General features: G+C 68.5%; 29 protein-coding genes. 14 read left to right on the plus strand and 15 right to left on the minus strand.

Annotated features, from left to right (window positions below; all coding sequences use genetic code 11):
* The 6 genes from EV137_RS41465 to EV137_RS18405 form a co-directional block, all read right to left on the minus strand.
* Nucleotides 1–256, minus strand: a 256-nt coding sequence (locus tag EV137_RS41465; RefSeq protein WP_238175406.1) for a hypothetical protein, incomplete at its 3' end; no start/stop codon positions are given.
* 53 nt (nucleotides 257–309) lie between these two features.
* On the minus strand, nucleotides 310–2,622 hold the full coding sequence (locus EV137_RS18385; RefSeq protein WP_166679927.1) for an HNH endonuclease signature motif containing protein: 2,313 nt from the start codon (nucleotides 2,620–2,622) through the stop codon (nucleotides 310–312).
* Between the two features lie 78 nt (nucleotides 2,623–2,700).
* Nucleotides 2,701–3,252: a DUF4240 domain-containing protein gene (locus EV137_RS18390; protein WP_134001969.1), complete on the minus strand. Its 552-nt coding sequence runs from the start codon at nucleotides 3,250–3,252 to the stop codon at nucleotides 2,701–2,703.
* Nucleotides 3,253–3,308: 56 nt separating this feature from the next.
* Nucleotides 3,309–4,781: a hypothetical protein gene (locus EV137_RS18395; protein ID WP_202871035.1), complete on the minus strand. Its 1,473-nt coding sequence runs from the start codon at nucleotides 4,779–4,781 to the stop codon at nucleotides 3,309–3,311.
* 119 nt (nucleotides 4,782–4,900) lie between these two features.
* Entirely contained in the window at nucleotides 4,901–5,845 is a 945-nt protein-coding gene (locus EV137_RS18400) for an aldo/keto reductase (protein WP_202871036.1), read from the minus strand.
* Nucleotides 5,846–5,874: 29 nt separating this feature from the next.
* On the minus strand, nucleotides 5,875–6,678 hold the full coding sequence (locus EV137_RS18405; protein ID WP_134001973.1) for an alpha/beta fold hydrolase: 804 nt from the start codon (nucleotides 6,676–6,678) through the stop codon (nucleotides 5,875–5,877).
* A 78-nt stretch (nucleotides 6,679–6,756) separates the two neighbouring features.
* On the opposite strand from EV137_RS18405, the gene EV137_RS18410 reads away from it, so the two are divergent.
* Entirely contained in the window at nucleotides 6,757–7,416 is a 660-nt protein-coding gene (locus EV137_RS18410; RefSeq protein ID WP_134001975.1) for a TetR/AcrR family transcriptional regulator, read from the plus strand.
* Here EV137_RS18410 and EV137_RS18415 read toward each other — a convergent pair.
* Nucleotides 7,396–8,472, minus strand: coding sequence for a LacI family DNA-binding transcriptional regulator (locus EV137_RS18415; RefSeq protein WP_238175407.1), 1,077 nt, complete (start codon nucleotides 8,470–8,472; stop codon nucleotides 7,396–7,398). The genes EV137_RS18410 and EV137_RS18415 overlap by 21 nt on opposite strands.
* A gap of 226 nt (nucleotides 8,473–8,698) precedes the next feature.
* Here EV137_RS18415 and EV137_RS18420 point away from each other — a divergent pair, with 226 nt between their 5' ends.
* The 6 genes from EV137_RS18420 (at nucleotide 8,699) to EV137_RS18445 (ending at nucleotide 14,478) form a co-directional block, all read left to right on the plus strand.
* Entirely contained in the window at nucleotides 8,699–9,031 is a 333-nt protein-coding gene (locus tag EV137_RS18420) for an L-rhamnose mutarotase (protein WP_134130121.1), read from the plus strand.
* Nucleotides 9,028–10,191, plus strand: coding sequence for an L-rhamnose isomerase (gene rhaI / locus EV137_RS18425; RefSeq protein ID WP_134130122.1), 1,164 nt, complete (start codon nucleotides 9,028–9,030; stop codon nucleotides 10,189–10,191). The genes EV137_RS18420 and rhaI overlap by 4 nt, the downstream gene beginning before the upstream one ends.
* Before the next feature lie 6 nt (nucleotides 10,192–10,197).
* On the plus strand, nucleotides 10,198–12,231 hold the full coding sequence (locus tag EV137_RS18430; RefSeq protein ID WP_134130123.1) for a bifunctional aldolase/short-chain dehydrogenase: 2,034 nt from the start codon (nucleotides 10,198–10,200) through the stop codon (nucleotides 12,229–12,231).
* 8 nt (nucleotides 12,232–12,239) lie between these two features.
* Nucleotides 12,240–13,664 (plus strand): rhamnulokinase, encoded by a 1,425-nt coding sequence (locus tag EV137_RS18435; protein WP_134130124.1) that lies wholly within the window; start codon nucleotides 12,240–12,242, stop codon nucleotides 13,662–13,664.
* 5 nt (nucleotides 13,665–13,669) lie between these two features.
* Nucleotides 13,670–13,912 carry a helix-turn-helix domain-containing protein gene (locus EV137_RS18440; RefSeq protein WP_133786749.1) on the plus strand — a complete coding sequence of 81 codons (243 nt, stop codon included), beginning with the start codon at nucleotides 13,670–13,672 and terminating at the stop codon, nucleotides 13,910–13,912.
* A gap of 71 nt (nucleotides 13,913–13,983) precedes the next feature.
* Nucleotides 13,984–14,478, plus strand: coding sequence for a hypothetical protein (locus EV137_RS18445; protein ID WP_134130125.1), 495 nt, complete (start codon nucleotides 13,984–13,986; stop codon nucleotides 14,476–14,478).
* Between the two features lie 6 nt (nucleotides 14,479–14,484).
* Here EV137_RS18445 and ilvA read toward each other — a convergent pair whose 3' ends face one another.
* Nucleotides 14,485–15,777 (minus strand): threonine ammonia-lyase IlvA, encoded by a 1,293-nt coding sequence (ilvA, locus tag EV137_RS18450; RefSeq protein ID WP_134130126.1) that lies wholly within the window; start codon nucleotides 15,775–15,777, stop codon nucleotides 14,485–14,487.
* Between the two features lie 229 nt (nucleotides 15,778–16,006).
* Between ilvA and EV137_RS18455 the strand changes: the two genes are divergently transcribed.
* A complete protein-coding gene (locus tag EV137_RS18455) occupies nucleotides 16,007–16,873 on the plus strand; it encodes an HIRAN domain-containing protein (RefSeq protein WP_134001989.1) in 867 nt (288 codons plus the stop codon).
* 74 nt (nucleotides 16,874–16,947) lie between these two features.
* Here EV137_RS18455 and EV137_RS18460 read toward each other — a convergent pair whose 3' ends face one another.
* Nucleotides 16,948–17,772 carry an NAD(P)H-binding protein gene (locus EV137_RS18460; RefSeq protein ID WP_134130127.1) on the minus strand — a complete coding sequence of 275 codons (825 nt, stop codon included), beginning with the start codon at nucleotides 17,770–17,772 and terminating at the stop codon, nucleotides 16,948–16,950.
* Between the two features lie 76 nt (nucleotides 17,773–17,848).
* Here EV137_RS18460 and EV137_RS18465 point away from each other — a divergent pair, with 76 nt between their 5' ends.
* Together EV137_RS18465 and EV137_RS18470 are read left to right on the plus strand one after the other, a co-directional pair.
* On the plus strand, nucleotides 17,849–18,268 hold the full coding sequence (locus tag EV137_RS18465; RefSeq protein ID WP_134130128.1) for a MarR family winged helix-turn-helix transcriptional regulator: 420 nt from the start codon (nucleotides 17,849–17,851) through the stop codon (nucleotides 18,266–18,268).
* A gap of 14 nt (nucleotides 18,269–18,282) precedes the next feature.
* On the plus strand, nucleotides 18,283–18,513 hold the full coding sequence (locus EV137_RS18470) for a hypothetical protein (protein WP_134001995.1): 231 nt from the start codon (nucleotides 18,283–18,285) through the stop codon (nucleotides 18,511–18,513).
* 12 nt (nucleotides 18,514–18,525) lie between these two features.
* On the opposite strand, the gene EV137_RS18475 is transcribed toward EV137_RS18470, so the two are convergent.
* Complete coding sequence (locus EV137_RS18475) at nucleotides 18,526–18,906, minus strand: hypothetical protein (protein ID WP_134001997.1); 381 nt, start codon at nucleotides 18,904–18,906, stop codon at nucleotides 18,526–18,528.
* Nucleotides 18,907–19,046: 140 nt separating this feature from the next.
* On the opposite strand from EV137_RS18475, the gene EV137_RS18480 reads away from it, so the two are divergent.
* From EV137_RS18480 to EV137_RS18490, 3 genes are read left to right on the plus strand one after another with little or no spacing between them, the layout of a single operon-like run.
* The gene (locus EV137_RS18480) at nucleotides 19,047–20,984 is read left to right on the plus strand and encodes a sensor histidine kinase (RefSeq protein WP_134130129.1); all 1,938 of its coding nucleotides are present in this window, start codon (nucleotides 19,047–19,049) and stop codon (nucleotides 20,982–20,984) included.
* On the plus strand, nucleotides 20,981–21,625 hold the full coding sequence (locus tag EV137_RS18485; protein ID WP_134002001.1) for a response regulator: 645 nt from the start codon (nucleotides 20,981–20,983) through the stop codon (nucleotides 21,623–21,625). The genes EV137_RS18480 and EV137_RS18485 overlap by 4 nt, the downstream gene beginning before the upstream one ends.
* A 36-nt stretch (nucleotides 21,626–21,661) precedes the next feature.
* Entirely contained in the window at nucleotides 21,662–22,063 is a 402-nt protein-coding gene (locus EV137_RS18490; protein ID WP_134002003.1) for a GNAT family N-acetyltransferase, read from the plus strand.
* Here the strand turns inward: EV137_RS18490 and EV137_RS18495 are convergent.
* From EV137_RS18495 to EV137_RS18505, 3 genes are read right to left on the minus strand one after another with little or no spacing between them, the layout of a single operon-like run.
* Nucleotides 22,041–22,433, minus strand: a complete 393-nt coding sequence (locus EV137_RS18495) for a VOC family protein (protein ID WP_134130130.1) — start codon at nucleotides 22,431–22,433, stop codon at nucleotides 22,041–22,043. The genes EV137_RS18490 and EV137_RS18495 overlap by 23 nt on opposite strands.
* Nucleotides 22,426–22,929, minus strand: coding sequence for an SRPBCC domain-containing protein (locus EV137_RS18500; protein ID WP_166679928.1), 504 nt, complete (start codon nucleotides 22,927–22,929; stop codon nucleotides 22,426–22,428). The genes EV137_RS18495 and EV137_RS18500 overlap by 8 nt, the downstream gene beginning before the upstream one ends.
* Nucleotides 22,930–22,943: 14 nt before the next feature.
* Nucleotides 22,944–23,261 carry an ArsR/SmtB family transcription factor gene (locus EV137_RS18505; RefSeq protein WP_133786740.1) on the minus strand — a complete coding sequence of 106 codons (318 nt, stop codon included), beginning with the start codon at nucleotides 23,259–23,261 and terminating at the stop codon, nucleotides 22,944–22,946.
* Nucleotides 23,262–23,472: 211 nt separating this feature from the next.
* Between EV137_RS18505 and EV137_RS18510 the strand changes: the two genes are divergently transcribed.
* Entirely contained in the window at nucleotides 23,473–23,988 is a 516-nt protein-coding gene (locus EV137_RS18510) for a hypothetical protein (protein ID WP_134130132.1), read from the plus strand.
* A gap of 38 nt (nucleotides 23,989–24,026) precedes the next feature.
* On the opposite strand, the gene EV137_RS18515 is transcribed toward EV137_RS18510, so the two are convergent.
* Together EV137_RS18515 and EV137_RS18520 are read right to left on the minus strand one after the other, a co-directional pair.
* A complete protein-coding gene (locus EV137_RS18515; RefSeq protein WP_134002009.1) occupies nucleotides 24,027–24,986 on the minus strand; it encodes an acetylxylan esterase in 960 nt (319 codons plus the stop codon).
* Nucleotides 24,987–24,990: 4 nt separating this feature from the next.
* Complete coding sequence (locus EV137_RS18520; RefSeq protein ID WP_134130133.1) at nucleotides 24,991–25,449, minus strand: hypothetical protein; 459 nt, start codon at nucleotides 25,447–25,449, stop codon at nucleotides 24,991–24,993.
* Between the last annotated feature and the right edge of the window lie 28 nt (nucleotides 25,450–25,477).

The following is a 25,477-nucleotide window of genomic DNA, read 5'->3' on the forward strand; positions in this document are numbered from 1 at the left end:
TCCGCGCTGGGGTCACGTTCCGCGCTGGGGTCACGTTCCGCGCTGGGGTCACGTTCCGCGCTGGGGTCACGTTCCGCGCTGGGGTCACGTTCCGCGCTGGGGTCACGTTCCGCGCTGGGGTCACGTTCCGCGCCGGGGTCACCTCCCACGCTGGGGTCACGTCCCGCGCCGGGGTCACGTCCCGCGCCGGGGTCACCTCCCACGCCGAGGTCACCTCCCGCGTCGGCGTCGCCTTCCATGCCGGGTCACCTTCCATGCCGACGTCACCTTCAAGGAATGATCGCTTGAAGGTGAGACGTCGGGTGTGGATCAGAAGGGTGGCGGGTGATCCGGAGATCGGCTGACAGAGGTGGGCGTGTTGGCGTGTGGAGTGATGGGACCGCGGGCGGGTGGGACGGTGGTGTAGCGGTGGCCGGTGGGGGCAGTGAGAGTGACGGAGCCGTCGGGGTGGGTGGTGCTTTTCCATCCCCATGCCGGGGTGTCCTTGATGACGTGGTGGTATTCGCAGTAGGGCACTAGCCCGGTCAGGTTTGTCCGGCCGGATTGTTTGAATGGTGTGGCGTGGTCGCGGTCGCATTGGCGTGAGGTGCGGTTGCAGCCGGGCCAGGCGCAGACGGGGTGGCGGGCGAGCAGGGTTTCGGTGACGACCGTGCCGGGGTCGTGGCGGGTGGTGGATGCGTCGAGGACGGTGCCGTTGGTGGGGTCGGTGAGGAGTCGTCGCCAGGTGCCGTCGCTCGCGATGCGGCGGGCCATTTCGGCTGGGATGGGTCCGTAGCCGGTGAGTTCGCAGGGGTCGTCGTCCACGCCGAGGAGGGTGGTGATGGGGACGAGGACCTCGATGTGGGGTCGTCGGCGGTGTTGGTCGGGTAGTCGGCGGCCGAGCCAGTCCAGGCCGTTGTGCAGCATGTGTTCGAACACGTCGGCTACTACGTCGGCTCGTCGTTGCTCGACGTTCCGCTCGTCCTTTGCCCGCTGACCTGACTCCTTCTCGGCCGGTCCACCGGAGAAATCCGGTCCGGACTCGGCGGTTCCGGTGACATCGTCAGCCCCGGCAGCGTCAGCCCCGGCAGCGTCAGCCTCGTCGGCGTTGGACGTGGCGTTGAACGTGGTGTTGGCGTCGGTCCTCCGAGCCCCGGAGATCGCGTCGGTTGTCGCGCTGGTGTCGGCGTCGGTTGTGGCGCTGGAGTTGCGAGCGCCCGGGAACGCGTCGTCGAACTCCACGGAGCGGCGGCGATCACGTGGCGGATCGGTGACGGCGGTGTTGTCCGCGCTGTCGTTGTTGCCCGGGATGCCGGCAGTGCCTGAGGTGCTCGCGTTGCCCGCGGCGTTGTCCGTGCTGTCGCCGTTGCCCAAGCTGCTGGCGTTGCCCGGGGTGCTGGCAGTGCCCGGGGTGCTGGCAGTGCCTGGGGTACAAGCAGCGCCTGGGGTACAAGCAGCGCCCGGGGTACAAGCAGCGCCCGGGGTACAAGCAGCGCCCGGGGTGCTGGGGGTGCTCGCGGTGTTCTGCGTGGCGGTCGTGTTGCGGTGGTGCGAGGCCGGCGCGTCGGTGCCTGCGGTGTTTGGGGTGTGCGCGGTGTTTTGCGGGGCGGTCGTGTTGCAGTGGCGCGGGCCCGGCGTGTCGGTGCCTGCGGTGTTGGGCTTGCCGGTGGGGTGGGTCGTCTGGGTGGGGTTGGTGGTGGGGCTTGTTCGTTTGGCGAGGTCGGCCATGGCTTGGATGACGACCCACATTTGCTGGATCTTGTCGGCGGTGTGTACGACCCAGAGCCCGGCCATGCCGTCCGTGAGCGGGACGATTTTGCAGGTGCGCTCCGCGACCGCGGTGCGGTGTCGCTCCGCGGTGTCGTGGGTGGTGTGTTTGGCGACCTGGCGGCGCAGGGATGCGTTCAGGTTGGCGTGGGTTTGGCCGGGGGCGCGGCGCAGCACGTGTGCCTCGACGGCTTGGGCGGCTGTGTCGGACAGGGCGCGGGTGGCCTCGGAGATCGCGAGGGCTTTGGCGAAGCTCAGGGCGCCGCAGCGCAGCGCGGTGTGGGTGGCCGGCAGGGTGCCGGTCAGGTGGAGTGCGGTGTCGATGTGTCGGGCTGCGGTGTTGGTGGACAGCCGCAGTGCGGCGCCGACTTCGGCCGCCCAGGATCGTTCGGGGTCGATCGGCCGGCCGGTGGAGTCGATCTGGGTGGGGCGGGGGATCTCGGTGGCTTGGGCCTTGCGTTGGCGGTGGAACGAGGCCATCGCCGAGGTCTTGATGGCCGCGGCCCAGGCTTCCATGCGGGCTGCGGCCTTCATGGCCTCGATCAGCGCGATCGGTGACTCGCACTGTGGTCGCAGCTCCTCCAGCGCCGCGGCGAGCTCGGCGCCGGGCGGCAGGAAGACCCAGGCGGGTGCTTTCAGGCGAAGCATCTCGCGTTCGGCCTCGTCCTGCTCGACCCCGGCCCACAGTTCCCATTCCAGTCCGTCCACCCGCGACATCGGCGGCAGGTCCTCGTACCAGTCCTCCTCGTCCAGATAGCGCGGAGGACATGGATCCGCGAGGTCGGGCAAGTCATCCGGCGGCACCAGCGCCCACGCAGCCTCGGCTCCGGCGAGTGCCTGCTCGCCGGGAAGCTGTGCCATCACCACCGCCGTCATGGACCTATATTGGAACATGCGTTCGACTCAAGCAAACGCGTGGATCCGCGATGTGGCCCGATGGTGACAAGCCGAACGTCAGGCGTCGAGGTACAGGGCCGCGAGCCGCGGCAGGCGCGTCTGCAGATCGTCCTCGTCGTCGAAGTCGATCTCCTTGCCGGCGGGGAGGTCCGGGGTGTCCGGGGCGTCGCGGTCGACGGCCTTCCAGTACGCCGCCTCGTCGCCGGTCAGGTTCTTGTAGGCGTGACTGCCGACGTGCAGCATCCCTTCGCCGTCGAAGCCCTCGAACCCCTCCGGCCGGTCCTCGTCGACCACATCGGCGAGCGAGTCCGGATCGGTCAGCGCCGCTTCCCACACCTCCCGCCCCTGTGCGAGCAGCCAGCCCCGGAACGAGTCGAACCCGTCCTCCGAAGCACCGGAGTTGATCAGGTACGCCGCCGCCCACAGATCCCAGCGGTACGACTCGACCTGCAACCGCGCGAGCTCGGTCCCGAACCCGACGATCTCCTCGGCCTCCGCCGTACCCAGCACCTTGGTCAGCGCGTCCGCAACTCCGTCCGCATCAGCCACGGTGTCATCCACCGAGGCCCGCGCATCCTCGACCAGACCCCAGAACGCATCCCTGTCCACCCCCAAACCATCTCACCGACCCCGGGTCCAACGGGAGCGCTGATCGAGGATGATCTTCAGATAGATGGCTCAGGCGTTCCGGGCCGGCCGCCTGCCAGGCTCGGAGACGGCTGCCCAGCACCTTCCGTGTCCCACCGATCGTCGGGGGCGTCCGGGTGCAGTGCGTGACCGTCCTCGGGCTGCTGAGGGATCTCGTCGGCCTCGGCTCCGTCCTGCGACGACAACGCGGTGGACGTCAGCGCCGGTCGTTCGTCCGAAGTCTCCGGTACTTCGCGTAGTCGCGGCGGTGCTGCCGTCCAGGCCCGCAGGTCCTGCACGATGTCGCCGTAGAAGGTGTTGATCGCGTTCTCCACCGAGTCGATGAAGGAGCCGCGGCCCCGCCCACGCTTGCTTCCGATCGGTGAGCCGAGTGCGATCCGGAACGAGCGCAGGTCCTTCTTCGGATCCTCGATGAGCAATGCCGGCTGATCACGGACAGCACGCAGCAACTCCGCCGTACCAGCCCCACGACCATGCATCACGAACGCTTCGACCCTCGTCGAGTCCGGTGCGTGCCTGAGCTGGCGCAGAAGCCAGTTGACCCGCGTTGTAGCCCGGCCGTCCCGCGGTGCAGCGATGTCGACGTGACAGGTGACAACCCCAGCGCGGAGATCGGTGGTGACGACCAGCGGCCCCACAGCGTTCTGGATGTTGATCGCTCCTTGAAGCGTCCCCTGCGTACTCATCGACTGCACCAGCGACTGCGAGCGCAGAGCGGGATCGGCCAGCTGCTTTCGGGACAACGCGGGTGTGACATCCTCACCGAGCTTCCGGCCAAGTTGAAGGCTTACGTAGGTGAGGAGCGCATCGAACCGGGCAGCAACCTCGGGTGCGCACTTGTCGCCCGCGCGGAGCGTGCCGGAGGCAACGGCCTCCCGGGTCGTCACCCACGAGGGACCCATGTCGTCGAACTGGAGCGCTCCTGACCGCGGATGCTCGAGGTAACGGATCAGCTCACCGAGGATCCAGGCTTGGTCAGGATCGGCGACGCCCCGATGTTCCTTCTGCAGCACGGCCTCCGCGAGGACCATCGACCAGGACCAGTGGTGCAGGGCGACCCGCTTGAGCTTCCGCTTGTCGACCGTGGTCGGATGCAGCCCAGCGACGGCGGGAATCTCGTTCGAGATCGTGATGACGGCATCGAATCCCTGCTCACGGGCGATGTCGAGGTAGGCCTCGAGTTGTTCCGCGTCGAGTGCGTTGACGCCGGTCTTCACCTCGACGAGCGCCGTCCATTCCTTCTGGCCGCGCCGCGATCGCAGAAGTCCGTCTGGATAAAGGCGCCGCTCGCCCAGGTAGAACGGCACCTCTATAAACGTCTCCAGTTGTCCTGCGGGTGCTCCCAACGGCTGCGTAAGAACCCGGCCGAACTCGCGCACCGACGACATCACGGCGAGCAGAGCGGACGTCGCCCGGCGTTCCTGTTCATCAGCGCCGTTGATTCCCGACGTCGGTATCAGACGTGCCTGATGCCAGCTTTCCTCTGTCATGTGCCATCCCCCACCAACTCGTCACGGCCGACCCCCCACAGGCCCGCGTGATCATGCCGTTGAGCACGGCACCCTACGCCTGCCGTCACGCAACGTGAAGGGTTGGTGGAATCTGGTGTCTACCAGGCCTCGTCGAGTTGGTTGCGTTGGGCGGGGGTTAGGGAGAGGTTTGCGCCGGTTAGGGCGGTGGTGAGGTAGGTGGGGGTGCTGATGCCGACTATGGGGGTGATGGCGGGGGCGCCGCCGGTGAGCCAGGCGAGGACTACTGCCGAGGGGGTGGTGTTGAGGGTGGTGGCCAGGTCGGTGAGGGCCTCCAGGCGGCGGGTGGTGCCGGGGTGGTGGAAGGCTGGGTCGATCGGGCGGTCGGCGCGGTTCTCGTAGGCACCGGACATCAGCGGGCTGTAGGCGAACAGCTGCTGCTCCGGGTTGTTCTGTGCGTAGTCGAGGACCTCGTCGGTGATCCAGCCGAAGCGGTGGTCGTGGGTGTGGTCGCGGACGAACGGCCGGGGCTGCAGGTACGAGTACCGCAGCTGCAGCGCACTCGGAGCCATCACGCCCAGCTCACCCGCCAGACCGCGCATCCGCTCCACCCGCCAGAGTGCGTAGTTCGACAGCCCGAGACGGCCGATGGTGCCGGCCGCAGCGTGCTTGCCGAACGCGGCGACGGTCTCCTCGAGTGGAGTGGACCTGTCGTCGCGGTGTGCCCAGTAGAGGTCGATGTGGTCGACACCGAGGCGGCGCAGCGAGGTCTCGAGCGCAGTGTCGATCGCCTTGGAGCCCAGGCCTTCCGAGTGTTCGGGCCAGCTGCCGGGCCAGAGCGGTTCGCACCCGACCTTGGTCGCCAGCTTGACCCGGTCCCGTACGCCGGGCCGCTGGGCGAACCACCTCCCGAGCAGCTCCTCACTCTGGCCACCGTGTCCGCTCGGGTCCTGCCAGAACGCGTAGCAGTTCGCAGTGTCGATCCACTCCCCGCCCGCGTCCACATAAGCATCCAGCAACCGGAACGAGGTCTCTTCGTCGATCCGCGTCCCGTACTCCATAGCGCCCAGCGCAAGATTCACCATGCGCAAGAGCCAACAAGCTGGAGCGCGCCCTAGGTCAAGTCCGCGAATTCCCGCAGTACCGGAGCCAGCGTCGCCGCCTCGGTCCCGTGGTTCTCTCCGGGGATCGCCTTCAATGTCGCGGTAGGCAGGTGCTCGGCCACGGCCCTGGCTCCGGCGGACAGCGCGGGCCAGGTCTGGTCGCCGTACAGAACCAGGACCGGAACCTTCACGTCCGCCCAGCGGTCGGCAGGCAGCGGGTTGCCCGACATCGTGGTCCCCATGATGCGGCCGTCGTACGAGATCGTGTGCGCGATCTCCTCGACCGGCGCCCAGTACGGCGACTGCTTCATGCCCGGGATCGCCTCTGCGGGCATCATTGCGGCCGCGGTCATGAACAGCTCGGCGGCCTGGTCGCGGCGCCCCTCCGCGACGAACGTCTCGAGCTGCTCGACGTAGTCGGATGGCAGCGGCGGCCGTACGTCGTCGACGACGACAGGCGGCTCGAACAACACCAGCCCGGCGATCGGCAGCCCCGCAGCCGCGGCGTCCAGCGCCAGCAAACTGCCCGACGACCAGCCGAAGAGGACGGCCGGCTGACCAGCGTCCTCGATCAAGGCGGCGATGTCCTCGATCTCGCGCTGGATCGCGTACGGCGCGGTGTCGCCACTCTCGCCCCGCCCACGCCGGTCGTACGCGTACGTCCGGAAGCTGTCGGTCAGCAGCTTCCCGACCTCGTCGTTCACCGGGTTCACCGCCCGGTGTGCGGTCGCCCCGTCGATCAGGATCAGCGGCCTGCCCTGGCCGTACGCCTCGAAGGCGATCGCGGTGCCGTCGGCCGAAGTCACGGTGCTCATGCTTCTTCCCCTCTCCTATGAAGAACTAGACCGTACAGTACTCATCAGAGAACTGGACTGTCTAGTATGATTTTCCGCATGGAGCGAGTGGAGCAGGCAGAGATCGAGGGACGGACGCCCCGCAAACGCCGCGCGATCCTGGCCGCGGCGACCGAGGTCTTCCTCAGCCACGGGTACCTCGGCGCGAGCATGGACGAGGTCGCAGCCAAGGCCGGCGTCTCCAAACAAACCGTCTACAAGCAGTTCGAGAACAAGGAGCGCCTGTTCGCCGAGATCGTCCTCGGCACCAGCGACCAACTGCTGGACGGCCTCCAGCAGGCGTACGTCGACACGCTCGAAGGGGCCGCCGACGCGCGCGAAGCCCTGCGTGCGTTGGCGCATCGCCTGCTCCAGAGCCTCACCGCCGACAGCGTCCTGCAGCTCCGCCGGCTCGTGATCGCCGAGGCGGACCGGTTCCCCGAGGTGTGCGGCGCCTGGTTCAACAGCGGCTTCGAGAAGTCCCTCGACGCGCTCGGGCAGGCGCTGACCCGGTTGAGCGACCGCGGTCTGTTGAAGCGACTCGACGACCCGACGCTGGCGGCGTACCAGTTCGCCGGTCTGGTGATGTACAAGCCGATGAACCGCGCCATGTTCGCGGGCACCCGGCAGCGCCCGAAGCCCGGTGAGCTCGAGAAGCTCGCCGACCAAGCCGCCGAGGTCTTCCTCGCGGCCTACGGACTAGAGCGTTCCGCGCGTTGACGTGCGAACCACCAGCTCCGGCGTGAACGTCACGCGCTGGTGCTCGTGGTCCGGGTTCGACGACTCGTCCAGCAGCAACTCCGCGGCCGTGCGGCCGAGCAGCTGCCGCGGCTGACGCACCGAGGTCAGCGGTACGGCGGCCGCCTCCGCGAACTCGATGTCGTCGTACCCGACGATCGCGAGATCCTCCGGAACGCGCAGCCCGAGGCTCACGCACTGTTGCAGCAATCCCAACGCCAGCAGGTCGTTCGCGCAGAACGCGGCCGTCGGCCGGCGATCCGCCGGGAGCCCCGCAAGTCGTTGCCCAGCGCCCCTACCTTCGGCGACCGTCAGTGCGCCGGTGGTCAACTCGATCAGGTCCGCCATCGGCCTCCCGGCGGTCCGCAGCGCACGGCGAGCACCGTCGCGGCGGTCGATGACCTGCCCGATCGTGTTCGGCCCGCCGACGTACGCGATCCGCTCGTGGCCGAGCTCCAGCAGATGCGAGATCGCGAGCTCGCCGCCGAGGACGTCGTTCACCGCGACTGAGCAGTGCGAGGCGTCGTCGAGCGCGCGGTCGACCACGACCACCGGCGTACCGCGCGACGGCAGCTTCCGCAGGCGGGACGAGTTCTGGTCGATCGGCGTGATCAGGATGCCCTGGACGCGTTGCTGCTCGAGCAGATCGAGGTACGCCGCCTCGCGGTCGACGTCCTCACTACTGGTACAGAGGAACACCGAGAGGCCGGCCGCCTGCGCCGCCTCCTCGACGCCCTTCGCGACATCGGTGAAGAACGGGTTGCCGGCGTCGAGCATCACGTACGCGAGGATCCGGCTGGAGCCGGCCCGCAGTTGCCGCGCCGACTCGTTCCGGACGAAGCCGAGCGAGGCCATCGCGGCCTCGACCTTCGCCCGGGTCAGGGGGCTGACGACCTCGGGACGGTTCAGGACGTTGGACACGGTCCCCAGCGAGACCCCGGCGGCCGCGGCGACCGCCTTCACCCCGGCGGCGTGCGGCTTCGGCGCACGGCGTCGCCGGGTGCGCTCGGGCACGGCTTCCGCGTCATCCACCGACACGAGAACCTCCCTCCGCGCTGCAAACACTTGAAACGTCTTAGCGGCCGAAGAATACCCGCTTCCGGCCCGATTCCCGCGCTACCGGTCCGGGATCGGCCGCGAAAGGTGGGCAGACTCTTGACGCCCGGGCGTACACCCGCTTAGCGTCATGGGACGCTCTTGAAACCTTTCATCCCAGGAGTCGTCAGCACGCCACAGTCCCGCCCGCTCGAGTACAGGTGACGCCGTGAATCGTTACTGCTTCTGTCTGCAGGTCCGGCCCGACCGGCTCGACGAGTACGTCGAACGGCACCGCGACGTCTGGCCGGACATGCAGGCCGCGTTGCGGGACTCGGGCTGGCACAACTACTCGCTCTTCCTCCGCGACGACGGTCTGCTGATCGGGTACGTCGAGTCCGAGGACCTGGAGGCGGCGCAGAAGGCGATGGCGGCGACCGAGGTAAACACCCGCTGGCAAGCCCAGATGACCGAATTCTTCACCGGTATAGACGGCAGGCCGCCGGACGAGTCGTTCCTCCTCCTGCCCGAGATCTTCCATCTGAAAGAGGACCAACCATGACGACCGAAGCCGTGAAGGCCGCCCTCAGCCGCCAGGAGATCGAGCTGCCCTCGTGGGCGTTCGGGAACTCCGGCACCCGGTTCAAGGTGTTCAGCCAGCCCGGGGTGCCGCGGTCGCCCGAGGAGAAGATCGCCGACGCGGCCGTCGTCCACAAGTACACCGGGGTGGCGCCGAGCGTGGCGCTGCACATCCCCTGGGACAAGGTCGACGACTATGCGGCGCTGGCGGCGTACGCGAAGGAGCAGGGTGTCCGGCTCGGGGCGATCAACAGCAACGTGTTCCAGGACGACGACTACAAGCTGGGCAGCGTCACCAACCCGGATCCCGCGGTACGCCGGAAGGCCACCGATCACCTGCTCGAATGCGTCGACATCATGGACGCGACCGGGTCCCGGGACCTCAAGCTGTGGTTCTCCGACGGCACGAACTACCCCGGCCAGGACGACATCCAGGACCGGCAGGACCGGCTCGCGACCGCGTTGAAGGAGGTGTACGACCGGCTCGGTGACGACCAGCGGATGCTGCTCGAGTACAAGCTGTTCGAGCCGGCCTTCTACACCACGGACGTGCCGGACTGGGGTACGTCGTACGCACACTGTCTCGAACTGGGGCCGAAGGCAACGGTCTGTATCGACACCGGGCACCACGCGCCGGGGACGAACATCGAGTTCATCGTGGCCTTCCTGCTCCGCACCAGGAAGCTCGGCGCGTTCGACTTCAACAGCCGGTTCTACGCCGACGACGACCTGATGGTCGGCGCCGCGGACCCGTTCCAGCTGTTCCGGATCATGAACGAGATCGTCCGCGGCGACGCGCTCGACCCGGACCGCGGGATCGCGTTCATGCTCGACCAGTGCCACAACATCGAGGAGAAGATCCCCGCGATCATCCGCTCGGTGATGAACGTCCAGGAGGCCACCGCCAAGGCGCTGCTGGTCGACCGCGACGCTCTCCGCAAGGCACAGCGGGAAGGCGACGTCCTCGGTGCGAACGCCGCCCTGATGGACGCGTACAACACCGATGTCCGGCCGCTGCTCGCGGACCTCCGCGAGTCGCAGGGCCTGGACCGTGACCCGGTTGCGGCGTACAAGCGCAGCGGCTACTTCGAGCAGATCAGCAAAGACCGAGCCGACGGCCAGCAGGCCGGATGGGGAGCCTGAGTACCGATGACCGACACTGCAGCCGAGCTCGTTGCGCGTAGCAACCGACTGGGTGCCGATCCGCGCAACACGAACTATGCCGGCGGGAACACGTCGGCGAAGGGCACCGAGACCGACCCGGTCACCCAGCAGCCCGTCGACCTGCTGTGGGTGAAGGGATCCGGTGGTGACCTGGGCACGCTGACGACGAAGGGTCTCGCCGTACTGCGTCTGGACCGCCTGAACTCGCTCGTCGACGTGTACCCGGGCGTGGACCGTGAGGACGAGATGGTCGCCGCGTTCGACTACTGCCTGCACGGGAAGGGCGGTGCGGCGCCGTCGATCGACACCGCGATGCACGGGCTGGTCGATGCCCCTCATGTCGACCACCTGCACCCGGACTCCGGAATCGCGCTGGCGACCGCGGCGGACGGCGAGAAGCTGACCGCGGAGTGCTTCGGCGACCGCGTGGTGTGGGTCCCGTGGCGACGGCCCGGCTTCCAGCTCGGGCTGGACATCGCCGCCGTCAAGCGGGAGAACCCGCAGGCGATCGGCTGCATCCTGGGCGGCCACGGCATCACGGCCTGGGGAAACACGTCCGAGGAGTGCGAGGCGAACTCCCTGGAGATCATCCGTACGGCGGAACGCTTCCTGGCGGACCGCGGTGTCGCCGAACCGTTCGGCGCGATCGTCCCCGGCTACGAACCCCTGCCGACCGACGAACGTCGCGCCCGGGCCGCCGCACTTGCACCCGTCATCCGTGGGCTCGCGTCGACGGACAAGCCGCAGGTCGGCCACTTCAACGACTCCGACGTCGTGCTCGAGTTCACCGCACGGGAGAAGCTGGCCGAGCTGGCCGCGCTGGGCACCTCCTGCCCGGACCACTTCCTCCGCACCAAGGTCCGGCCGCTGGTGCTGGACCTCCCGCCGTCGGCCTCGGTGGAGGACACGGTCGCACGGTTGAAGGAGCTGCACGCCGCGTATCGCGAGGACTACGCGGCCTACTACAACCGGCACGCCGAGCCGGACAGCCCGGCGATGCGCGGTGCCGACCCGGCGATCGTGCTCGTGCCTGGTGTCGGGATGTTCAGTTTCGGGAAGGACAAGCAGACCGCGCGGGTGGCCGGCGAGTTCTACGTGAACGCGATCAACGTGATGCGAGGCGCCGAGGCGGTGTCGACGTACGCGCCGATCGACGAGCGGGAGAAGTTCCGGATCGAGTACTGGGCGCTGGAGGAGGCGAAGCTGCAGCGGATGCCGCGGCCGAAGCCGCTCGCGACCCGGGTCGCGTTCGTGACCGGTGGCGGGTCGGGCATCGGCAAGGCGATCGCGCAACGACTGGCCGCCGAGGGCGCGTGCGTTGTCGTCGCGGACCTCGACCAGGCTGCGGCCGAGGCGGTGGCGAAGGAGATCGGATCCACGGACGTGGCGGTCGCGGTCGGCGCGGACGTGTCGTCGGCGGACGCGGTCGAGGCGGCGTTGCGAGAGGCTGTGCTGGCCTTCGGCGGTGTCGACCTGATCGTCAACAACGCCGGGCTGTCGATCTCGAAGTCGTTGCTGGAGACAACGGACCGCGACTGGGACCTGCAGCACGACGTGATGGCGAAGGGCTCGTTCCTGGTCTCGCGGGCGGCCGCGAAGGTGCTCATCGACCAGGGGATGGGCGGCGACATCGTCTACATCTCCAGCAAGAACTCGGTGTTCGCCGGCCCGAACAACGTCGCGTACGGCTCCGCCAAGGCGGACCAGGCCCACCAGGTCCGGCTGCTCGCGGCCGAGCTCGGCGAGTACGGGGTCCGGGTCAACGGCGTGAACCCCGACGGCGTCGTCCGCGGATCCGGCATCTTCGCCGGCGGCTGGGGTGCGAAGCGGGCCGCGGTGTACGGCGTACCGGAGGAGGAACTCGGTGCGTACTACGCGCAGCGGACCCTGCTGAAGCGTGAGGTGCTGCCCGAGAATGTCGCGGCCGCGGTGTTCGCGCTGACCGGTGGGGATCTCACCCACACGACCGGCCTGCACATCCCCGTCGACGCCGGCGTAGCCGCCGCCTTCCTCCGCTAGGTATCGGTATGAAGCGCGTCGCGGCGGTCGATCTCGGGGCCTCGAGCGGGCGGGTGATGCTCGGCGAGGTGGGCGCTGACGTCCTCGAGCTGCGTGAACTGAACCGCTTCTGGAACGGTCCGGTGCGCGTGAGCGGTCGGCTGCACTGGGACGTGCTGCACCTCTACCGCTCGATCCTGGAGGGATTGCGGGCCGCAGGACCGCTCGACGGCGTCGGCATCGACTCCTGGGCAGTCGACTACGGCCTGCTCGACGAGAGCGGCCGCCTGCTGGGCAACCCCGTGCACTACCGCGACTCCCGCACCGACGGCGTGATGGAACGCGTCCTATCAACGATTCCAGCGGCCGAGCTGTACGCCGTCACAGGCCTGCAGCAGCTCCCGTTCAACACCATCTACCAACTGGCCGCCGAGAAGCTGCCGGCCGACGCGGCCACGCTGCTGATGATCCCTGACCTGCTGGCGTACTGGCTGACAGGGGAGATCGGTGTGGAGCGGACCAACGCCTCCACGACCCAGCTGTACGACGTGGTGGCCCGGGACTGGAGCGATGACGTGGTATCTCGGGTGGGGGTTCCACGTCAGGTGCTTCCTGCGCTGCGGGAGCCGGGCGATGTAGTCGGGACCGTGCTACCGGACGAGACCGGCTTGGCGCCGGGGATTCCGGTGATTGCTGTCGGATCGCATGACACGGCTTCGGCTGTCGTTGCTGTGCCCGCGGTGGGTGAGCGGTTCGCATACATCTCCTCGGGCACCTGGTCGCTGGTCGGCCTCGAGCTCGATGCGCCGGTCCTGACGGACGACGCTCGGGAAGCGAACTTCACCAACGAGGGCGGCGTCGACGGGCGAACCCGGTTCCTGCGGAACGTGATGGGGCTGTGGATCCTGCAGGAATGCCAACGGGTCTGGGGCGACGACGACCTGCCCGGGCTACTGCGGGACGCGGCCGCCGCGCCGCCGTACGCCGTACTGATCGATCCGGACGCTCCCGAGTTCCTCGCCCCGGGCAACATGCCGGCGCGCATCGAGGAACACTGCCGGGCAACCGGTCAGGACGCGCCTCGATCTCGTGGTGCCGTGGTTCGCTGCATCCTGGAGAGCCTCGCCCTCGCGTACCGCCGTACGTTGCGTGCCGCGCAGACGATCGCCGACCGAGAGGTCGACGTACTGCACGTGATCGGCGGTGGTTCGCAGAACGAGCTGCTCTGCCAGCTCACCGCCGACGCGTGCGGCGTACCGGTCCTCGCCGGACCCGTCGAGGCCTCCGCGTTGGGCAATGTCCTCGTCCAGGCTCGTGCCCTCGGCGAGCCCTTCCCGGACCTGAGCGCGATGCGCGCCCTGGTCCGATCCACACACTCCCTGCGGCGTTACGAGCCGCAGGGTAAACCGGCCGACTGGGACGCCGCCGAGTCCCGGGTGTTCGGAACAAGGTGATCAGCATGACCGCCCTCCCCCAGGAACTTCGACCGCTCGCGCGACGGGTGCCGCCGCGCGAGATCAGCCACGACGACCTGCAACTCCTCCGCCTGCTCGCCACCGGCCTGCCGGTCGACGGCGTCGCCCGGCGCCTCGACCTCTCCGAACGCACCGTCCGCCGGCGCACCCGGCTGATCTGCGACCGCCTCGGCTTCAGCACCGCCATCGAAGCCATCGTCTGGGCCGCCCGCCGCGGTCTGGTCTGAGAGAGGGGGCCGAGTTAGGCGGCGACGGCTCCGGGTACCGGGGTTTCTGAGCATCGAGCCGAGGAGGACCGATGAACGGAATGACCATCGTCTGGATCGTCGTCGCGATCGCCGTCCTGGTCATCGTGATCGCCCTGATCGCGAGCGCGATGTCGCGCAGGTCGCAACAGCGCGCCCAGCAGGAGGCGTACGAACACGACCAGCAGGCGCGAGCGAGCGCGGCAGAGGCCGACAAGCAGCGTGCGGTCGCCGACGAGGTGGACGCGCGTGCCCGCAAGGCGCAGGCGGCCGCCGACGAGAAGACGGCCGAGGCTCGCCGGTTGTCGGCCGGCGCCACCGAACGGCGCGACGCCGCCGAGAACGCCCGCGCACAGTCGGACGAGCATCGCACCCAGGCCCAGAACCTCTGGCCGGACCACGACGGCGCCCAGAACGACGGCGCCCTGAATGATGGCGCCCAGAACGACGGTGCCCAGAACCGCGAGGGGCAACCGGTCGATCCGGACTGGGACGACGGCCGGCATCCGCACGACCCGCGGCACCCGAAGCACTCGCGGCGGGATTGAGAAACGTCAGATCAGATACCTGAATTCCGGTGAGTTCGGGTTGATGCGTTCGATGTCGAGCGGGGCGGCCTCCATGCGCGACAGCAGCAGCGGGAGGTCGTCCCGGGTACTGATCTCGATGCCGACCAGGGCGACGCCGGTCTCGCGGTTGTTGCGCTTGACGTACTCGAACAGCGTGATGTCGTCGTCGGGGCCGAGCGTCTCGTCGAGGAAGGCGCGCAGGGCACCGGGCTCCTGCGGGAACGTCACCAGGAAGTAGTGCTTCAGGCCTTCGTACACCAACGAGCGCTCGAGGATCTCGCCGTACCGGCTGACGTCGTTGTTCCCGCCGGACAGCAGGCAGACCACGGTCTCGCCCGGGCGCACGTCGAGACCGTTGCCCAGAGCACTTGTCGACAAAGCGCCCGCGGGCTCCGCGATCAGGCCGTCGGTCTGGTAGAGCGCGAGCATCTCCGAGCACACGAGGCCTTCGGGAACCGCCATCAGCTCGACGCCGGCCTGCTGCACGAGCGGGAGGGTCACGTCACCGACCCGTCGTACGGCGGCACCGTCGACGAAGCTGTCCAACTGCGGCAACGTCACGGGCTTACCGGCCGCGACCGCCGCAGCCATGCTCGCCGCGCCACCCGGCTCCACCCCGACGATGCGTACGCCGGGATGCCGCTCGGCGATCCAGGTTGCAACCCCTGCAACGAGACCGCCCCCACCGACCGGAACCACGAGTACGTCGGGAGCGTGGCCGAGCTGCTCCACCAACTCGATCGCCACGGTCCCTTGCCCCGCAACGGTTCTCGGGTCGTCGAACGCCGGCACCATCGTCGCCCCGGTGGCGGAACCTTCCGCGATCGCGGCGGCAGCGGCATCGTCGTACGTGTCGCCGGTGACGATCACCTGGATCTGCTTGCCGCCGAGCGCCGCGATCCGGTCCCGCTTCTGGCGCGGTGTCGTCCGCGGAACGTACACCTTGCCGTGGACACCGAGAATGTGGCACGAATACGCCAGCCCTTGGCCATGGTTGCCGGCGCTCGCACAGATCACGCCGGCTGCCTTGGCCGCATCGTCGAGCTGTGCGATCAGGTTGTACGCGCCGCGAAGCTTGTAGGAACGGCCGATCTGCAGGTCCTCCCGCTTCAGCCAGACCTGCGCGCCGGTGCGCTCCGACAGGCGGAGGTTGCGCTCCAAGGGTGTACGGACTGCGACGCCGTCCAAGCGCTTGCTGGCGGCCTCGATCGCCGCCGCGTCAACGGTGCTGACCTCGGCGCCGATGGTCGATCGAGCGACTGAACCACTGCCCTGCATGACGTTCCTTCCCGTGCATTTGCACGATCTTCGCCGATTCGCTCGCTGCACAAGACAATTCGCGTCCACAGTCCGGACCGACGGATACCTTTGCGTATCAGACTCTTGCACCATGCGTGAAACGGCTCTTCACTGGGCAGTCTAGTTTTCATACGCTCACTCGGTGTAACGGCCAGGTCCTTGGGAGAGATGAGCCGTGTATAGCCGGTCAGTGAGGACTGGAGGGCACATGGAACTGATTCCGTTCAGTCTGTGGGGCGACGCTTTGTGGTGCGGTCAGGAAGTCGTGCGGGAGGCCCCGCACGAGCAGGCGATCAGAAGCCTGTTCCCGGACCCCATCCCGGCGCGCGGCGCAGATCTGGACACCGAAGCGGACCTCGTCCCGGAACCGCACAACCGTTTCGACCCGCGGTCGATCGCCGTCCGGGTGCAAGGCAAGGTTGTCGGCTATCTGCCGAGGGACGACGCGCACCGGTACCACCCGGTGCTGTCAGAGTTGGTGGCACAAGGCCTGCAACCGCGGGTCCCTTGCCACCTGTGGGTCAGTGAGTGGGAGCCGGCGGACTGGGACGGCAAGGGCGCCCAGGGCACCGAGTTCCACGCGAGTGTCGCGGTCGCCCTGGGGCAGCCGCACATGCTGGTGCCGGTGAACCTGCCCCCGCCAGGCAGTTTTCACCTGCTGCCGCCCGGCAGCGGCATCGTTGTGCCGGGCAGCGAGGTGCATCCCGACGTACTGGCGCCGTTCTTCCGCGCGGAGGGCGAGTGCTGGGCGTACGCCACCATGCACGCGATCGAGGAGGAGGACAGCTTTCAGGACCGGCACCGGATCGTGGTCGAGATCCGGCTCGACGACGAACCCGTCGGCCGGCTCAGCCCGCGGCTGAGCGCCGAGTTCCTGCCCGCGATCCATTACCTCGCCGACATGCGTGCCGAGACCGCCGCCAGGGTCGCCGTCCGCGGTGACCGTTGCGCATCGGAGGTGATCCTCTACGCGGCGCGGAGTCACGACCTCCCGGCCACCTGGCCGGACGGGCTGGCCCGCTCCCCAGTCGCGTCCCCGCAATGGCACTACTGGGCGACCAAAGAGGCCAACTAGGCGGCTGCGCAGTACTGACCATGCCTCACCAGGCCGGTACTGCGGAGCTACTTTCAAGGCGCCGGGCAGTTCTCCTAGGAGAGCTGCCCGGCGTTCTCCTTGCACCACACGGAAAACGTGTTCGGTGAGCGCCCGGTCAGGCGCCGTACGACGTCTGTTCGCAAGCCGATCGTGTCGGCGCGCATGAGGGTCAGGCCCTCGATCAGGGCAGCCGCCAACTCGGCCGGAGCCCCTTCTGGATAACGGAATCGAACCGCCTCCTCAGGGGTCGCGATCGGGCGTACGTCGAGTGCGCGGCCGATCGCCGTACTGAGGATCGCGACCTGCTCGGCGACCGTGAACGCCTCGGGTCCGGTCAGCGTGTACGCCTGCTTCTCGTGGCCGTCCTCGACGAGCACCGTCGCCGCGACCGCCGCGATGTCCGCCGGGTCGATCGGCGCCATCCGTCCCGGCCCGATCGGGTCGAGCACGTATCCGCCGGCGCGGATCGTCGGCAGCCAGTCGAACGCGTTCGTCATGAAGCCGGTCGGCCGCAGGAACGTTGCCGCGATCCCCGAATCCGCGATCAGCCGCTCGCGCTCGTGATGCCACCGCCCCATCGCCGGGACCGGGTCGCCGAGTACGGCGTACGACGACAGGTACACGATCTGCCGGACGCCGGCGCGACGGGCGGCCGCGACGACGTTGGCCGTGTGCTCGAGTCCGGTGCCGGGCACGAGCAGGAACACCTTGTCGACACCGCTCAGGTCGAGCGGTCCGTCGAGATCCCGGACGACCTGCTCCGCGGGCAGTTCCGGCCGCGGGCTGCGGACGAGTGCGCGGAACCCGGCGCCGCGCCGGTTGAGTTCCTGGACGAGCGCGCGACCGACGTGTCCGGTGGCGCCGGTGATGAGCAGCATGGCAAACTCCTTTACCGGTTAACGAGTCGCCGGGAACGTTAACCGGTAAACGATCTGATCGTCAAGGAGTCTGCCGATGCCCGAGTTCCTGGAGCTGCACAGCAAGACGTCCAAGTTGCTGCGGGCCGCCGCGGACGCCGCCGTACAGCGGCACGGGTTGCGGCTCGGGCAGGATCACCTGCTCGCGGCGCTGTGGGCGGAGGACGGCCGTACGCCGGGCGAGATCGCCGCCGCGGTGAACGTCACCACGCCCGCCGTCACCAAACTCGCCACCCGGCTGGCCGAGTCCGGTCTGCTCGAACGCCGGCCCGATCCGCGCGACAACCGCCTCGTGCGGCTGTGGCTGACACCGGCCGGGCGTGCGCTCCAGGCCCCCATCGAGGCGGAGCGCCAGCGGCTCGAGGACCGCATCACCGCGACGCTCACGAAGACCGAGCGGGCCCAGCTGATGAAGGCGCTCGCGAAGATCAATCAGGTGTTGGTGGACGGGCCGTGACGTACCTTGGCCGTATGGCGAACGTACCCGTCTGCCCGGTTTGTGGAGAACGCGGAGTGCCGATCCTTTACGGCCTGCCTACCCCGCTCGCTCGCGAAGCGGCCGCGGCCGGCAAGGTGCGGCTGTTCGGCTGCGTCATCCCGGCCGAACCGGACAACTGGACGTGCGCCCAGGACCACACCTGGAAGGCCGACGACGATCAGGTGCTGACGGCCGCCATCGACGCCGCGCTCGGCCGGAACTGATCGACTGCGTGATCAAGCAGCGTTCGGGCGGCGTGTGGCGCACACGAGGGCGATCAGGGCGAGCACGCCGAACGGGATGGCTTGGAGCTCTTGGAACGCGATGAGCTTGAAGAGCGTGAAGTAGATCATCCAGGTGGCGTAGAGGATGACGCCGGGGCGGCCGAGGCGGTGGCCGCGGAGGAACGCGGCGACCGCGACCAGGCCGGTGAGCGTCAGGAACTCGTACGCGACCACGAAGCTCACCCCGATGCCGTCCCATCCCTCCAATCCGGTGAAGTAGATCGCTCCGTAGCCACCCACTACGGCGATCAGTGTGAGGAGGACGGACGCCGTGACGGCGGTGGCGGACGGGCGTCGGCGGGTGATGGATCGAGTGCTGGTCATGGTGGTCATTGCGGTCTCCTGTCGTTCGGTTTGACGTGCCGCCAACGATCGCGACCGGGCCGTCCCGATCGACACGGCCGCGGGTCACGACCTCAGCTGGGACGTCCTGTCCCGTGACGGCGGGACACAGGTGCGGCGATGATGCCCTCATGGGGGTTGTCATCGGGGTACTCGCGGTGCTCGCCGGCCTGGCAGGCACCGGCGTCCATGCCGTGAATGCGGCAGCGGGACGGACGGCCGGGCCGTCGTTCTGGTTGATGGAGGCGGCGGCCGCGATCGCCTACGGACTCGTCTGCCTGCTCCTGCGGTCGGCGGGCGCCCGCCGGATCCAGGCGGTCCTCGGAGCCATCGCCCTGACCCAGGGTCTGGCGCTGCTGGGGTCAGAGGTCGGAGCGCTCGCCAGTGACGACTGGGCAACCTGGATCGGGGCCTGGCTCTGGGCACCCGGGTACGTCGCGATCGCCGTACTGCTGCCGGTGCTGCTGCCGGACGGTCGCCCGCGATCACGTGCTGCTCTCGCGCTGAACGCGGCCGCCGTCGCCGTCATCACGATCATGTGGGCGCTCACGCCGTACAACTCCCAGGACTTCCCCGAGGCTCTGCGCGGCGCGCGGCATCCACTGGCCGTGGCCGCGGTCGGCGAACCCGTCGCGGGAGCGATCGCCGGCGTACTCCTGCTCGCCGCCGTCGTCGTCGGCCTCGCCGCGCTCGTCGTCAGGTGGCGGCAGGCCGCGGATCTCGAGCGTCAGCAGTTGAAGTGGGTACTCGTCGGCTACGCGTGCACGCTCGTCCTCTTCGGCGTGGCCAGACTGCTCCCCGCCGGCATCACGGGTGCCACCGCCGCTCTCGCCATGCTGCCGCTTCCGATCGCGATCGGTATCGCCGTGATGCGCCACGGCCTCTGGAACGTGGACGTCGTCATCTCACGGGCGATCGTGTACGGCGTTCTGTCGACGGTGGTGGTCGGCCTGTACGCCGGCACGGTCTGGCTGGCCGGGGATCGGCTGGGAGCCACGATGGGTACGCCGATCCTCGCGACCACTGTGGTCGCGCTGGCCGCCCTGCCACTGCGTTCCTGGCTGCAGCGGCACGTCAATCGGCTGGTGCACGGGGACGTCGACGAGCCGTACGCCGTACTCGCGCGACTCGGAGCGCGACTGGCAGCAGCCACCACACCGGATGACCTGTCCGAACGCGTCCTGCCGTCGGTGCTCGAACAGGTGGCGCGATCGCTGGGCGTGCAGCGGGCGACGATCGTCCTGCGCGACGGGTCCGTCACGTCGTACGGCGAGGGGTCGGGGTCCGGGACGACCGTCGATCTCGAGTACGGCGGCGAGCGGTTCGGTCAGCTCACCGTCGCTCGGTCGACCACGTTCGACGGACATGAGATCCGTGCGCTCGGCGAGCTCGCCACGCAGGCTGCGGTTGCGGCACATACCGTCCTCCTGGCCCGCGAGGCCCAGCGATCGCGCGAAGCGGTCGTCGTCGCACGGGAGGAGGAGCGCCGGAGGCTGCGTCGCGACCTGCACGACGGGGTCGGGCCGTCGCTGGCCGCGCTGGCCTTGCACGTCGAGACCGCGCGCGACCTCGCCTCGAACGATCCCGAGGCAGCCCGGCGGTTGCTGGACCGCCTGGTGCCGCGGCTCAACGCCGCGGTCGCAGATGTCCGGGCGTTGGTCCACGAACTCCGGCCGCCGATGCTGGACGAGCTCGGGCTGACGGCCGCGGTGCGTGAGCTGGGCGATCGATTGTCCACAGGTGCGACGAAGGTGTGTGTGTCGGCGGACGAGATCGCCGGATTGCCTGCTGCTGTTGAAGTTGCGGCGTACCACATCGCCGGCGAAGCGATCGGGAACGCGGTCCGGCATGCCGGGGCGGGCGCTGTCGCGGTCCGGGTGTGCGACGGGGACGGATACGTGCGGATCGAAGTCGTCGACGACGGCCACGGGCTGCCTGACCAGCTGCGGCCAGGTGTTGGTACGTCGTCGATGCGCGAGCGGGCCGAAGAACTCGGCGGCCACCTGGTGATCGACTCGGGCCCGTCCGGTACGACGGTCACCGCCATGTTGCCGAGGGGGACGTCATGACAGTACGGGTCCTGGTGGTCGACGACCATCCGCTCTATCGCGAAGGTCTCGTCACCGCGATCTCGACGATGCCCGGCAAGGAGGTGGTCGGCGAGGCAGCGGATGGCGAGCAGGCTGTGCGCCTTGCCGGTGAACTCGTCCCTGACGTTGTCGTGATGGACCTGCACATGCCGGTCCTGAACGGCGTCGAGGCGACCCGACGGGTGACGGAGCGGCACCCGGAGATCGCCGTACTGGTGCTGACGATGCTGGAGAACGACGAGTCGGTGTTCGCCGCCGTCCGGGCCGGTGCACGCGGGTACCTGCTGAAGGGCGCCGACCGTGCAGAGATCGGCCGGGCGCTTGACGGGGTGTCACATGGTGAGGCGGTCTTCTCGTCCGCGATCGCCGGCCGGGTCCTGTCGTACTTCGCTGCCGGCCGATCCGGCCCTCGTGTCGCGCCGTTCCCCGAGCTGACCGATCGCGAGCGCGAGGTTCTCGATCTGGTGGCGCGCGGCCTGACCAACGCAGCAATCGCCCGTCAGCTCGTGGTGAGCGACAAAACCGTCCGCAACCACGTCTCCAACGTCTTCACAAAACTCCACGTCGCCGGCCGAGCCGAAGCAGTAGCCCGCGCCCGCGACGCCGGCCTCGGCACCTAGCTATCCTTTCCAGCTACTCGATCACCTGGGGAATGAATGCCCGTCGTCACCCCGGACGCCGAACTGCTTGCGCGCGCCGTCCGTACCTTCATGAATGCCGACGCCGACGCCGGCTACCTCGAAGCCCCCGGCACTCTGGCTTTCGTGGCCACCGCAGCCGACAAGATCATCGGTTGGTGCTGGGGCTACCGGCTTGCGCGACCCGACGGCGCTTCCATGCTCTACCTCCACCAGTTGGAGGTCGTCGAATCCCACCGCGGGCAAGGAATCGGCCGAGCCCTGACGAGCGCGTTCATGGGCGCGGGCCGGTCGGCCGGTGCCACCAAGATGTTCCTCACCACGGGAGCTGAGAACGCTCCGGCGCGCAAGCTGTACGACTCGCTCGGTGGAGGGCTGGCGACGCAAGGACCGACGGTCAACTACTGGTTCCTGTTGTAGCTGTTTCGGTGTCCCAGGTTGAGAGGCAGAACGGGTGGCCGGCGGGGTCGGCGTACACGAGGCAATGGTCGGCGTTCGGTTGGAAGTCGAGCAGTTTGGCGCCGGCCGCGAGGACCCGTGCTCCGGTTGCCTCGAGGTCGTCGACGAGGAACTCGAGGTGCATCTGCATCGGTACGTCGTTGCCGGGCCACTGTGGCGCCCGGAAGTCGTCCACCTGCTGGAAGGAGATGACCCCATTGGGCCCCGAGACGGAGGCCCAGTGCGACGTACCACGGACGACTCCACCAGTGATCTCGGCGTAGAACTGCGCCAGGACGAGTGCATCAGGTGCGTTGACGGTGATCCCTTCCAGCTTGATGCGGTCAGACATTGGTCTGCCGGTACGCCGGGGTGAGTTCGGTCCAGCGGGCGTGCCAGGCCGGGGCAGGCACCTCCGCCGACCAGCCGCCGTCGTGGGCCGGGCCGTCGTTCGCCAACGAGCGGCCGAGGTCCTCGAGGTGGACCTGCCAGCCGGCTCCGTGGAAGTGGAGTGAGCCGATGGGGAGGCCGCGCTCCTCGACCACCAGCTTGGTCTGCGAGCCCATCGGGGTGAGCCAGGCCTCGAGCTCACCCTCGTCGTCGGTGCCCGGCTCCGTGGTGAGCAGCAGATGATGCGGTGCCTCGCAGATGTCGATACGAGCCGGACCGTTCCACGTGCTGGTGAAGACGGCGTGGATCGTTCCGCCTTCGTGCAGTGCGCCGGACACCTCGGCGATCCAGCGGGCGAGTCGCTCCGGCGTGGTGCATGCCGCCCAGAGGTCGTCGATATCCGTGTCGTAGACGTCCTCGACGCGGACAGCGCCGCGGGTGCGGTCCAGAGCCCGCATCGTTCCGGTGATCCTCACTGAGATGCCTTCTTTCCTCGTGCGATCTCGGTGTGCAGCGCATCGAGCCGGTTCCGCCACAGCGCGCGGTATCCCTCCAGCCACTCGTCCACCTCGACGAGCGCCTCCGGCCGCAAGGTGTAGATCCGCCGCTGCGCCTCCTGCCGTACGTCGACCAGCCCGGCCTCCCGCAGCACCCGAAGGTGCCGGGACACACCCGGCCGCGCGATCGGCAGCGCATCGGCCAACTCACCGGCCGTCGCGGGATGATCCCGCAAGATCTCCAGCACCGTCCGCCGGCTCTGATCAGCCAACGCCTGCAACACCACGTCCATGACCCCGAATGTACCCAACCGGCTACGTAACCACAAGGGTACATATGTCGGTAAGTCACCAGTGGCGGGGGCTGGCCCGGTCCGATCTGCAGCTGGACAGGAAGTGTCGGGTGGCCGGGTAGTGCACCTGAGCGTGAACGTGTCCGTGCGTACAGCGTCTCGCCGGTGCACTACCAGTCGAGCTGCACATCACGCGACCGCGAGGATCACAATGCCGGTTGGAGTGGAACTAGCATCGAGTTGTGTCGACGTCACGGGTACGTACGACCTGCAGCAGCAGATCAACGAGATCGGACGGCTCGTGGCGACAAGCCCGGTGCCGGACGGCGGTCTGTCGTGGGATCACGAATCGCGGGTCGTGGTGGTCCGCCTGGTCGGAGCGGTGAACGGAACCTCAGCCGACGTGGAGCGGCTGAAGTACGCCGTTCTGGAGGCCGCCGACGGATTCGTCGTCAAGTTCGTGTCTGTGCGTTACTCGCGGGCGGAGCTGGAGGCACTGGCGGACCGCCTCTTCTCGACCATGGATCGGTGGGGGCCGAGCCGCGAAGGAATCGGCGGTGGTTGGGATTGCCTCAAGAACCGCGTCGTGATCGTGATTCGCCGCGACACCGACGAGACAGCTCAAGCCTGGATCGACGCGATCGAGGCACTCCACGACCCCCGCATCCTCTACGAGACCTACATTCCGGTTCCCCGCAACCGACGACCACCCCGGCGCCGGCACTGAGCGCCCTCACCCAGTACGTCGACGCGTACGCCCGGTGCTCAGAGTTTGGTGCCGATCAGCTGGTAGATGTCGTCGTGGGCGCCGGGGAGGTCGTCGTGGCCGAAGTCGGGGTACGTGCGGACTTCCTTGGGGGACTGGATCTTGTTGTAGGCGGCGAACTGCGTCGACGGCGGGCAGATCTGGTCCTCGAGGCCGGTGAAGAGGGTGACCTCGGCCTGGATCCGGGGCGCCAGGTGCTGGATGTCGATGTAGCCGAGCGTCGTGAACACCTCCTCCTGGCGGAGGTGCCGCGGGTCGCGCTTGCGGAACCACGTGACGATCTCGTCGTACGGCGAGGTTTCCAGGTTCAGGTCCCACGTCCGCTGGTAGTCGGAGAGGAACGGGTACACGCTCGCGACGTACTTGATGGTCGGCGTCAGCGCGGCCGCCACCAGCGACAGTCCGCCGCCCTGGCTCCAACCGGTCGTCGCGATCCGGGCCGCGTCGACCTCCGGCAGCCCGCCGATGAGGTCCGCCAAGCGCCGCGTGTCCAGGAAGACGTGCTTGTAGAGCAGCCCGTCGGGACCGTCGTCGAGCCCGTGCACCAGGTGGTGCTGCAGCGAGAAGCTGTTCGATGCCTGCGACGACGTACGGAATCCGACCTGTTCGCGGACATCCAGTGCCGCGACCGTGAATCCACGAGCGGCGTACGGCAGTAACTCGACCCACTTCGGCTGCTCACCGCCGTACCCGTGGAACAGCAGCACGGCCGGTCCGGTCGGCTCGGCGGGACGCAGTACCTTCGCGTGGACCCGGTAGCCGCCGGTCCCGGTGAAGTACAGGTGCTGTGCGGTCGCCGTCGTCAGCGGGAAGTCGACGGCGTCGACGAACTCGGCATCAGCCGCGACCTCGTCGAGTGACAGCAGGGCCTTGTCCCAGAACGTGTCGAAGTCCGCGGGCCGCGGGTTCGTGCCCTGGTACGTGAGTAGTTCGTCGTACGACAGCTCGAAGGAAAGCACCGCATCATTCTGCGCTGTTGGTGTCCTCGGGGGCAGTCCCGTCCCAGATCGTGTACCCGTGGGCCGCGTTCAGCTTGTCCCGGAGCGCGGTCTCCAGGCTCTCGGCCGTACCGGGCGCCAGCCACGAGATCGGCAGCAGGATCGGATGATCGGGGTTCTTGGTGCGCAGCACGATCGCCTCGCCGTGGGTGGTCTCGACCCGGCCGACCTCGGTGATGTCGGTCCAGGGCGTGCGGAGACCGCGGACCTCGAGGTCGCTGTCGCGGAGCCGTGCGACCTTCGGCGGCCGGGCCAGGATCCACAGGCCGGCCAGCGCGATCATCCCGCCGAGCGTGACGAACACCGAGACGGCGACATCCGGCAGCCCCAGTGCCCAGAGCACCGCGGCCACCCCGAGAATGATCAGCCCGGCGGCCAGGATTCCGAGGAAGCGCCCCGGCCGCATCCGGTACGTCGTACGCATCGCCACAGGATCTCATCCGCCCGGGGCG

The organism is Kribbella pratensis (assembly GCF_004366075.1).
GTDB lineage: Bacteria > Actinomycetota > Actinomycetes > Propionibacteriales > Kribbellaceae > Kribbella > Kribbella pratensis.